The organism is Phocaeicola intestinalis (genome assembly GCF_014837065.1).
GTDB lineage: Bacteria > Bacteroidota > Bacteroidia > Bacteroidales > Bacteroidaceae > Phocaeicola > Phocaeicola intestinalis.
This window is the reverse complement of the sequence record NZ_JACSPP010000048.1, coordinates 21,265-31,565: the sequence shown is the minus strand read 5'-3', so window position 1 is coordinate 31,565 and position 10,301 is coordinate 21,265. Positions and strand designations below refer to the sequence as shown.

Annotated in this window: 10 protein-coding genes; all 10 read right to left on the bottom strand. The window is 43.7% G+C overall.

All coding sequences use genetic code 11. The annotated features are described in order from the left end of the window. Window positions 1-74: 74 nt before the first annotated feature. The 10 genes from H9625_RS13130 to H9625_RS13085 all read right to left on the bottom strand — a co-directional run bounded on the left by H9625_RS13130 (window position 75) and on the right by H9625_RS13085 (window position 10,296). A complete protein-coding gene (locus H9625_RS13130) occupies window positions 75-2,582 on the bottom strand; it encodes a phage tail tape measure protein (RefSeq protein WP_191764757.1) in 2,508 nt (835 codons plus the stop codon). A 1-nt stretch (window position 2,583) separates the two neighbouring features. Continuing rightward, window positions 2,584-3,054, bottom strand: coding sequence for a hypothetical protein (locus H9625_RS13125; protein WP_191764755.1), 471 nt, complete (start codon window positions 3,052-3,054; stop codon window positions 2,584-2,586). Next, complete coding sequence (locus H9625_RS13120) at window positions 3,051-3,464, bottom strand: structural protein P5 (RefSeq protein WP_191764753.1); 414 nt, start codon at window positions 3,462-3,464, stop codon at window positions 3,051-3,053. Before H9625_RS13120 ends, H9625_RS13125 begins: the two co-directional genes overlap by 4 nt. Beyond that, a complete protein-coding gene (locus H9625_RS13115) occupies window positions 3,461-3,904 on the bottom strand; it encodes a phage holin family protein (protein ID WP_191764751.1) in 444 nt (147 codons plus the stop codon). Before H9625_RS13115 ends, H9625_RS13120 begins: the two co-directional genes overlap by 4 nt. Before the next feature lie 117 nt (window positions 3,905-4,021). After that, window positions 4,022-6,211 (bottom strand): SGNH/GDSL hydrolase family protein, encoded by a 2,190-nt coding sequence (locus H9625_RS13110; protein WP_191764749.1) that lies wholly within the window; start codon window positions 6,209-6,211, stop codon window positions 4,022-4,024. 57 nt (window positions 6,212-6,268) lie between these two features. Further along, window positions 6,269-6,820 (bottom strand): hypothetical protein, encoded by a 552-nt coding sequence (locus H9625_RS13105; RefSeq protein WP_191764747.1) that lies wholly within the window; start codon window positions 6,818-6,820, stop codon window positions 6,269-6,271. Then, complete coding sequence (locus H9625_RS13100; RefSeq protein ID WP_191764745.1) at window positions 6,813-7,316, bottom strand: hypothetical protein; 504 nt, start codon at window positions 7,314-7,316, stop codon at window positions 6,813-6,815. Before H9625_RS13100 ends, H9625_RS13105 begins: the two co-directional genes overlap by 8 nt. Continuing rightward, window positions 7,303-8,109 (bottom strand): hypothetical protein, encoded by an 807-nt coding sequence (locus tag H9625_RS13095; protein ID WP_191764743.1) that lies wholly within the window; start codon window positions 8,107-8,109, stop codon window positions 7,303-7,305. The genes H9625_RS13100 and H9625_RS13095 overlap by 14 nt, the downstream gene beginning before the upstream one ends. Further along, on the bottom strand, window positions 8,075-8,896 hold the full coding sequence (locus tag H9625_RS13090) for a DUF6712 family protein (protein WP_191764741.1): 822 nt from the start codon (window positions 8,894-8,896) through the stop codon (window positions 8,075-8,077). The genes H9625_RS13095 and H9625_RS13090 overlap by 35 nt, the downstream gene beginning before the upstream one ends. An 11-nt stretch (window positions 8,897-8,907) precedes the next feature. After that, window positions 8,908-10,296: a hypothetical protein gene (locus H9625_RS13085; protein ID WP_191764739.1), complete on the bottom strand. Its 1,389-nt coding sequence runs from the start codon at window positions 10,294-10,296 to the stop codon at window positions 8,908-8,910. Window positions 10,297-10,301 lie beyond the last annotated feature (5 nt).

The following is a 10,301-nucleotide window of genomic DNA, read 5'->3' as shown; positions in this document are numbered from 1 at the left end:
CCACATGTATGGCACTGCATAATCTCAGAATTAAAATCAACCCTTGGAACTATCATAACTAATTTACATAAACTCTAATATTCATTCTGAATGTCCATCAGTTGCTGACGATATTCCTGCTCGGATGACAAACCGTCATAATGTTTTTGCGTAGCTTTCTCTATCTCCAACTGGTATTGCTTCTCCAGCCTTGTGAACGCTTCTTCGGATGATTTTTTAGCATCTTCTTCATCCAATTTTTCACACTCTTCTTTGTACTTAATTCGTGCTTCGAGGATCTTCTGCTCGATCTGTTGCCGTTTCTCTGGTTCCAGTCCGGCAATGGCCAGCATGTTCTCGAGGTGACGCATCTCCAGATCTTCCATAAACTGACTATATTCCTGCTGTGTCATCTCGTCGCTGGCGAGGTACGACTTCTTCAGGTCTGCCAGTTCATCGTAGTACCGTTTATTCTCTGCCGTTACCTGAGGATTTTCTTTTGTCGCAGGAGAACTATTGCTTCCGCCTTCAGTTGGATTTGGGTCTGAATCCACAACCGGAGTTACTATATCAGGAATTTTATCAATGATATTTTGAAGTTCTGTCCTTTGTTTAGCCAAAGCTTCAATCGCTTGTCTTTGCGCTTTGAATTTACCATCAAGTCCCTTCAGCAGAACTTTTCTAGTAGTTTCATTTATATCGTCACGCTCCTGAATACGTTTTTTTTCTTTTTCAAACTGTTCGTTGTAAGCAATCTCTTCTTTTGTAAGTTTATCCTCTATAATAGCCAACTCCTCTTGAGCGTCCGTTTTAAGATTCTGTTTCTGACGATCATTCAGTTTGCTTAAATTATCAGCACGCTTATTTATATCAACAAACGAATCTGAAATTTTAGTCATTTTCTCCAATTCTTCATTGTATGACTTCTGCTCGTTTTTGGCTTTCCGAGTATTCGGAATCACGTAAGTCATCAGAGCCGTTGCAATAGCCGTCAAACCAGCTACAGCTAACCCAAAAGGATTTGCCTTTAGTACCGTATTGAAACCTCGTGTTGCTACTGTTGCCAATTTTGTCCAGGTTTCGTACAGCTTGGTAGCTATTGTGGATGCGTTTACCGTAACTGTATATGCAGTTATAGCAGCAGTTGATGTAATGATAATTCCTTTGTACTTTATAAACCAATCTATCAGTTTTGGAAGAGCCACGATGATCTTTGTTGTCCATCCGGTCAGGAGTGACAATGATGGATTAAGCCGCTCCATCAGCTCGATACCTGCCTCCTTGATACTATTACGGTACTGCGCCATCTTAGCTTCGTTGGTATCAGAGTTAATGGCTGCCTGTTCCATAGCGATATTGGTATCCGTCACGGCTTCGGTATATTGACGCACCTTATCTGCATTATCTATCAAGATGGTAGCGGCAGAGTAGGCTTCTTCGCCGAACATAGTCTGGATCTGTGCAGCTGACAATGACTTTTTATTCAGATTCTCGAGCGCAGTCTGTAAACCAACCACTTTCGGATTCGTTTCATCCGGTCCAGTCTGTAATACCAGGAAGAACTTACGAAGTGCGGTACCGGCCGGTTCTGCCTCCAGCCCTTTTTCTGCCAGCATCTGGATGGTACCCTGCAGCTGTTCGATGCTCACCCCAGCACCGGAGGCGGCTACACCCGCATTCTTGATGGATGCAGCCTGGGCGGAAACATCGGCTGCACCTTCTTTGGAACCGGCGGCCAGCACATTCACATAGCGGGCTGCCTGGTCAGCTGATTCTCCGTACATGTTAAGGGATACGGTGGTGGCTGTCACGGCATCTTTCAGGTCGATTTTGGCTGCTGCAGCCAGTCGCATGGCTTCGATAGTGACGGCGTTCAGGGCTTCCTTATCCTTCAGAAGCTCCGGTTTCTTGGAGCCGATGAGCATGTATGCCTGAAGAATTTCGTCGGATGACTGACGGATGCGCAAGCCGGACTCGTCCATGGTAGTGGACAGTTGCTCGGCCTGTTTTGTAAGCCACTGGATAGATTCATCATCCAGTCCGGTCAAAGCCTTCAACTCTGCCTGGGAGGATTCCTTGGAGTCGCGGTTGTTGCGAAGGGTATTCAGGGCCATAGATACACCCGTGATGGTGGCTGCACCCGTCGCCAACAAGCCGCCCCATTTAGCAAAACCGTTGTTGAAGCGGGACAACCATCCTTCTGTCTCCTGTACTTCAGTCTTTATCTTCTGAAGTTCGGCCGTCACCAGTTTGGCCTGCTGCTGGTAGTATTTCCACTCCGCAGAACCTCGCTTAATATGTCCGCTGTTCAGCTGTCGGTTGATGGCTGTCAGGGTGGCACGAAGTTCTTTAGGCGTGGCTTTGTCGAGGTTATTCATTACCTCGGTAAGCGCCGTGGTATCTTTCTTCAGCGTCTTAATCTGGGCCTCCGTTTTCCGAAGCTCGGAAGTGACCTGCTTGATTTTAGACGTATCACCAGCTTCGTAAGCATCAGCCAGTTCTTTTTTCAATCCGGATGCTATCGCCTCCAGATTCTTGAGTTCCTGCTTGGCTTCCTCGCCATTTACCCGGACCTCTACGGTCGCTATCTGGTCTATTGCCATATTATGCTTTAATTAAGATTGAACGAACTTTGAAAAATGCAAACAGCACAATGAGAATCAGCCCTACAACGGTGAACACCACGCAGAATTTTTGCCATGACGTAAGCTCTTTCTCCACCTCTACCGTTTGCACAGTCTTTTGGATAATTGTACTGTCTTTGCCCGGTATGAAGACTGTATCTGAAGGAACCTTAAAGTCCGCCATCAGATTACCCATAGAATCCAATTTGAACCGTAGGCGTGCGTTTTCCGACTGTACCATATCCAACCAGGAAAGCACAACCCTACCATTTGAATCACACTCCAACAAAGCCCGGATGGATGTAGAATCCGCAGGCTTGAATACCGGTATCAGCTTATCATGTACGATGATCTGCGTGTGATTGTCGGAAGTAAGGTGTTTCCCTGTCTTGCAACCGAGAAACACCGAACAAAAAACAATTGTAAAGAATGTAAGAATAAATGATCTCATAATAAATTCCAGCCTGATTCAACATCCGACATTACGGCAGGAACACCGTTCTCTACCTGGGATATAGCAGCTGCAAAAGCGCACATGGTTGCCTTATCCTCTACATCCGGAACGTAGATAGTCGGTACCTGCATTTCCTTGCATACGCGAGAAATGTATCCGGATGTGTTGTTTTCGGTTCTGGGTGCCCAACGGCTGATGAAGTCTGCAATCGTCTGACATCCGTACTTACGACGGTAGTTCTGCAGCAGCTTGATCAATGCCCGATAACCATGTGCCATGTCTTCGAATTCTTCGAAGGTGTTGTCTTGTTTCTTAGAAGCAGGAACCTCGCCCTGCCAGTCGGTAGCATCTGAATTGCGGATATTGCCTGGATTGTTATTTCTCAGGCCTCGTGGTAACTGTTTCATCTTTTCACGCCCTCCTTAATCGTTTTGATAATCTTTTGAGCTTCATCCGGTGTAGCACATTCCATGATGCGAACGGCCATATCTGCAACTTCGGCTGCATGACTCTTTTTCTTTCGAAGATTTTCAATGATGGATAAACCTTCTACAATCATCACACCAAGGGTTCCGATTATCGCTCCGTAGGGTAGATTATACCAAGGAAAACACAATCCCAGTATATCAATCATAATGAAGAACAACAATAACCTGAAGTAATCGACAATTTTAGCACCGGTCTTGCGCAGTGGCCGACTACAGATTTTTTCTTTGTTAGCCCGAGCTGCATCGATTCCTGTCCATAAATCCAGCAAACAAACGCTGCAAATCAGTACTAAGCAAATAAAGATGATCATCACGCCTGAGCGGATGTCTTGTGTGATAAATTCTACATATTTCCCCATGTCTATTTTGTGTTTTTCTCAAAAGTATTATGGAAAAGAATGGCATAAAAAGACAACCCCTGCAACTTGTAATTGCAGGGGGTATTTATCAGAAAACTTACCGAGTTACTCTACAAATTATGCAGCAGAATAATAGTTGCCTTTTAAATTATTTATAACAGCTGTTTTTTGTAAATCTGTTAATCTTTCATAGCCTATATATGAAAGATGTAAACCATCTGTAGTATATAATCTTGTATCTGCACTTTTCTCTTTCACGGTGTCAAACATTGCGTATGAATATCCATCTAATACCATTATTCTATCTGCAAAATTAGGATTATCAACTTTATATGTATAGATAGTTTTCATCAGTTCATATACATATTTATACATATTGGTAGTATCTCCTGCTCTTGGTAATGGAGTGCAGTACAAAATATTAGCATCAGAGTTTTTCATTATATAATCTATGATATATTTCAATCCTGCACATGTTGTTCCATTAGCGTTAGCTTCATCAGTATAGGCACCTAATGTTCTATTTTTACCAAAGTCATTGGTCCCTGCTAATAATAAAATGAGTTGGGGATTTTCAGCAACTACTTCTGATACTTTTCCAGGAAGAGAAGTTGAAGAATCTTCTCCCGCAAGAGTATATCCTCCAAAACCTTTTTTAACTACATTGTTACAATTAAATTTAGCTTTTACTCTATTTACATAATCTCCTGACGTGGTGTTCCATTCCTCTGTTATACTATCTCCAAACAAGACAATTGTATCAAATGTTAATTCACATCCTAAATCATAAAGTTCTATATAGTTATACGGGAAACTCAATGATATTTCATCTGTAATTGCTTTAAATGTCGCTGTATTTATATCATTGTCATTTGCTCTTCCTCTTATTTGAGTCCCTAATATATTCCCATAAGAATCAAGTGGTGAAACTATTGATACTAATTTAGAATACGTTTCTCCCTTAAATTTTACTAAATAAAAATGTCCTCTAATAATAGGTATTTTTTCAATAGTTTTATAATCTCCTTCGTATGCAAGTTCATCATATTCTTTATTAGTTCTATTTGAGCCTGTTTTTTTAGAATAATGTGATAAATCTATTTGACAAATATCAATTTTTTCAAGAGTATATTCGCTATCCGTTTTAATACACACTATAATTTTATTTGTAGATGCTTTAAATATCAAACTATCTTGACCTATCAAATTTTTCCCAACAGAAATACATTTTGTTGGGCTTATTCCATCTTCTGTCTCAGAAATAATAGCAACACTACTAGCGTACTGGTCAGATGTATAAGATAATTTATAATAGTTATTAGGCTCTATAGAAATTACCCCATTGCAATAATTATCATATCCTCCTCCACTATCTACTTTACTCAAGTTTGGTTTATAATATCCTAAAAAAAAGTTATTATTATTCTTCTTTATAGCCCATGATGTTAGAATATTATTCCAATTATCTAACGAATTATCAATAAATTCATAGTTTCTCCCATTAAGAGAAACTTTTACTCCTTTTATCCTATCAACTAAATCAAAAGAACCTATAACATTTTCAAGCATTTGATTTGTATATCCAAAATCGTACGATAATTGAGTAGGTTCTCTTGAAATATTTGTTAATGAATAAAATTCTTCTTCGCTATTTACAGATATAGCTATATAATCATCATCAGCAACAAATTCTTTTGATATAAGTCCTGCATTACCTATGCCTTGAATATATATCTTTGTAAATTTATTTAATTCACTATCATAACCAGCTACAACAGCTACAATATTGTTATATTGTGAATCTTTGTATTCTATTCTATATTTATTCCCTTTAATTACCGGAACTATATTATAATGATACGTATAATCTGCCGTAGTAGAATTTTTTAATTCCAATGAAGTGTCTACATATCCAAGTCTAAAACCACTATTAAATCTAACCCAACTTCTTTCGCTATTTGAGTTATTAATATCTAATAGCTGATATGAAATCGTTCCTACATTTAATTTATTAAATGTAATAATCATATTTTCTTGTTTATTTTTTATCTTAGATATAGCTTCATCAAAAGTTATTGGCTCTTCATTATCTAAGATAACTAACTTTGACTCTAGCTCGGTAAGTTTTTCATCCCGCTCTTTCAGTTCTTCATCAGTAGCTGTTTTGTCATAGTAGTCCTGTTCAAGCTTGTCAAGATGCTCGAGCATTTGTGTACCGATACGTGTAGCAGTATTCTGTTTGTTCGTTTTCTCATCACGAATCTGTATTGCCAGTTGTTTTAGTCCTTCGAATGTTTTTGTTGCCATAATCTTGAGTTTTTTACGAAGTAAACTTACCGAGTTATACTACAAAAAGACATAAGTTTATTTACGTTTGCGAGTCCCATACAAACGTGATTTGAGTGTTGTGCTGCGTTTATGGTTTGCTTCTTCGATTTTATCGACCAGCAAACCGCAAAACTCTTCTCCGTACATGTACGCCATCTGTTCTTTCAGCACCATGATCGACGCAAAGTAAGGACGTGAGAACCATTCACGAGGTTTACGGGGATTGCCAGATGTATAATATCCACCAGGCTTAGGGCCTACTTTTCGAGGAACGTTAAGCCCGTGTTCCTCTCGATATATAGGGTTTAAAATCTGCAAGTCACCGCCATTACCTTTAGTATACCCGTTGCCGACACCCATGTCCTGGTAGATACCGTACTCAAGAAACTTGTGCTGGATAGTAGATACAGAGTCAGTGGATGATATCACGTTATCCCGAATTTGCTGATGCAATGAGTAGGTATTTATGACGTGCAGCCGTTCGATTTTCTCACGCCAGATTGTCACCATCATTTCCGCCCAGGCTTCCTGATATTTCTTACGATCTTCGTCTGTTGCTGCCGGTCTGTTATTGTCTGTCTTAGCCATCCCATTCGTCCTCCTTATAACACAGATCAGTCGGTTCAGTCAGTTCTGCCATGAAGTACAAGCCGGTACAGCCAGATATGAAATACTCACCCAGTTCACGGGTGTAGATTCTGGATACATTCAGGAAGGATAAGTCCAGGTCTTCGTAGATGTATTTGTCACGGATCATGCGGGAATGGAACTGTCTGAATATCTGCCGGCAGATGTCCAGCTTTGCCGCACGCTCGGTCATGTCATCGTAGCGGTAACGAATCAGGAGGAATACCGTGAAGGTGCGCTTCTTGAACCAGCCTCCCCCGATTTGCTCTGTAGCTGCGTCATTGGTATCATCGACGCAGACGAAAGCAGATTGTTTCCGGAAATTGTCGAGCACATCCTGGAGCGAATTGATACCGCTGCAGGAACATGGAAAGAATGAGTTGGCTTTGGCCAGCTTGTTCTTTTCGGTCAGCTCTTTAAAGTAGGCGTGGCCGTCAAAGAATTTACTTGTGTCCATTTTGTTTTGATTTTAGAATTTGAATATCGTGTGCTTTGGCGTCCAGCTCGGTCAGGGCCCGCCAGCAGTCCATCTGCAGGACTTCTTTTTCTTTCGTCACGTCGCCGTCGGTCAGTGCCCGGATCTGGGCGTTCATCGCGCCCATCAGGTCGGGCAGTTCCGGTTGATCAGCGTCGGTCCTCTGCTGGAACGGCTGAAAGAAATGGGGAAAAAGGGAGGAGAAGTACAGTTTGATGCTGCCCCACCAGAGGAATACGGAAACCAGTTCGTATTCCTTGATGCGGGAAAAGGCGGCTTTCAGTGAACCTCTAACACCCGGCTTCTTCTTGTAAAGGAAACCATACAGGGCTTTGAGTTGGGAAACGTCCTGCGAATACAGGTAGCCCTGGTAGTGGTTTTCACAACAAAGGTAATCTTCGAAGCTTAAGCCGTGCAGCATTGCATCGATGGCATACCGACCGCCTATTCTGTCCAGCCGGACGGGATAAGCGTTGGGCTCGGAGATGAAATCAATCTGCCGGAGGAAGCTGCGTATTTGCCAGTCCTGAAGGATGAACCTCAGTTTCTTACGCCAGTTCAGGCGGAACGTGCAGAGCCATCCTCCTTTCACTCGCTTCCGGACACGGATTCCGGTGAAGCGCATGAAGACGTAAGTCTTAGCCTTGACCGGAGAAAACAGGGTGATGACCAGGAACACATACCGAAGCTGCTTCTGGTTGAGCTGCTGCCAGGATGTGGGGAACCGGAAGTCGAGTATTCTACCCCCAAAAGTATGTGGAATCATCTTTTTCATTCTGATAACTCTGGAAATGTTTGACTTTGTAGGCTTCGGAGTCCTTGTAGCTGGTGAATACCTCTACTTTGGATTCCGCGTAGTTCTCGATGCGTTCCAGCATGCTCTTTGCTGCCGGCCAGTTCTTTGCGATGCAGAAGCCGATGAACTTGCACATGTAGTCGGCCATGGCAGACTCTTCTTTGGTGAACGCATTGTGCCGGGCCTGTTCGAGGATGTGGTCGAAGAACTCGGCCGACACGTGCTGCCGTATCTTTTCTTCTGCCTGGTACATCTTTGTCCGGAACTCGAGCAGCTTGGAACGGTGTACGTCTGCTGAAGGAAAATCAACGTACATTTTCAGTTGTTTGGCTGTATACATCAGGTTCGGGATGTTGATACGGGCCTGTGCCGTATCTGCCCAGCTGGTACCGACCAGCAGCTCCAGGCATCGGTCGTAGGTATCTTCGGCTGCGTTGGTGACTTGCTGCAGCAGGTTCTTCACTCTGTCGGCCGAAGCCGGGGCCAGATTCTGGTTAGACACCACACCGAAGCCGGTGGGAGTCAGTACCAGGTCGAGTTGTGGTATCTGCTCCTGATAGGTACGCAGACAAACCAGTTTTGTGACCGCCTGCTCGAGTCCGGGAACAGTATCTAATTTGTCTGCCATATCACCCAGCAGCACACAGTTGATGCTTTGAAGCGTGTCATCCAGGTGAGGAGCAATCATATCATAGACCTCTGCCGTGGAATTGGTGGCAGAGGAACAAATCTTCTCGAAAATCTCTTGTGAAAATGTGATAGCCATATTGATTCGTTTTAGGATTTGTTTTCAAGGTCTGAAGCTGTCTTTTGTTTGGCATCGGTGTTCTGGTCAAGGGTGGTGAGCAGCACCATGGGCACATCCGGATACACCTTCTCACTCCATCCGTTGTACTCGATGACGATGTTATGCGGGATGTTCATCAGGTCGTGGAAAGGAATCTCCAGTGCCTGCTTGAGCGTGAACAGCTCGCGCTTGTCTGAACCGGAGTTGTTACTCTGTCCCTTGCCTGGTGTGGCACCTACCAGGTTGGGATGGATGTTGTCACCGTAACAGGTGATGTTACTGGCTTCCTGGATGTCTTCGCTCCAGTCACCGCCTTCCTTGCCGGTCTCTACCACATTGATGCGTACCATCCGGACCTCACGGCCATTCGGGTCGATGTAGTATCCGGTAATCCAAACCTTGCCGCTGTTTTCTATTCCGGAAACAAAGTTCTTGATGTTTTCCTTCTCCTTTTTGATTCGTTCCATCTTTTTCAGCGGGTCGGTAATATGCTCTTCCGCACAGATGTTACTCCAGTAGTCCTTGTGTACTTCGACCTGGTATTTTACGCTGGCATGGTTGCGGAGCTTCGCTTTCTTGCCTTTCCCAATCAGTCGTTTGATGTCGTACCAGTCGCCCCGGAAAATGCTGGTGTAGTAGGGGATGGGGTAATACTGGAAGCCGGGTGTGGGGAAGCGTACAAGAATAGCGAATTTACGGTCTTCAGTACGGACTCTTGTTTCGCCATCGCGCCCAGGTTCACGCCCCATGAGCACCATCAGGTCGCCCAGCGGGTCGCGCGGATCCAGCAGACGGATGACTTCGTAGTCTTCCGGATGGAGCGAGGCGTTTTCGCGGAAATTGGCATAAATCACGTGATTGATTTTGCCCTTTCTGGCCTGTTGGAAACGGCAGTAGCAGGCCTCTTTGTGAATGAGCCGGTTGATTCTTTTGCCGTCCCTGGAAAGAATGATGACCGACACACAGAAAAAGAAATACTTCATGTCTGTAGCCTGCTCGAGCTGGAATAGCGGCAGGCTGTTGTGAATCAGCCAGCGTTTGATTTCGGGATGGGTTGTCGGCTGTCTTGTGTCTACGTCCATGTACTTCAGTCCGGCACCGTAACAGGTGATGACGTTGAACAGCTTGTTCTGGCTCATCACTTCGTCGATGCCTATCATCTTGATGATATTAAACGGAAGCTGGTTGTCTTCACCGAAATTGACATACACCATGCCTTTCCGGCCGGGAACAGGCGTAGTCTTTACATTTGCATCTTCATCGAATACCAGGCTGCTGTCTTCTACGGAAGCCATTTCGGTGGCCACGTTGGAAACCTCGATGTCGAATATCTCACCAGGCATGAAGTCGCCGTCATATTGCAGGATTTTCTTGTCCATATTAA

Coding starts and splice junctions, on each gene's coding strand:
- H9625_RS13085 (WP_191764739.1), bottom strand. CDS start 10,296: ATGGACAAGAAAATCCTGCAATATGACGGCGACTTCATGCCTGGTGAG.
- H9625_RS13105 (WP_191764747.1), bottom strand. CDS start 6,820: ATGGCTAAGACAGACAATAACAGACCGGCAGCAACAGACGAAGATCGT.
- H9625_RS13115 (WP_191764751.1), bottom strand. CDS start 3,904: ATGGGGAAATATGTAGAATTTATCACACAAGACATCCGCTCAGGCGTG.
- H9625_RS13125 (WP_191764755.1), bottom strand. CDS start 3,054: ATGAGATCATTTATTCTTACATTCTTTACAATTGTTTTTTGTTCGGTG.
- H9625_RS13095 (WP_191764743.1), bottom strand. CDS start 8,109: ATGAAAAAGATGATTCCACATACTTTTGGGGGTAGAATACTCGACTTC.
- H9625_RS13110 (WP_191764749.1), bottom strand. CDS start 6,211: ATGGCAACAAAAACATTCGAAGGACTAAAACAACTGGCAATACAGATT.
- H9625_RS13100 (WP_191764745.1), bottom strand. CDS start 7,316: ATGGACACAAGTAAATTCTTTGACGGCCACGCCTACTTTAAAGAGCTG.
- H9625_RS13120 (WP_191764753.1), bottom strand. CDS start 3,464: ATGAAACAGTTACCACGAGGCCTGAGAAATAACAATCCAGGCAATATC.
- H9625_RS13090 (WP_191764741.1), bottom strand. CDS start 8,896: ATGGCTATCACATTTTCACAAGAGATTTTCGAGAAGATTTGTTCCTCT.
- H9625_RS13130 (WP_191764757.1), bottom strand. CDS start 2,582: ATGGCAATAGACCAGATAGCGACCGTAGAGGTCCGGGTAAATGGCGAG.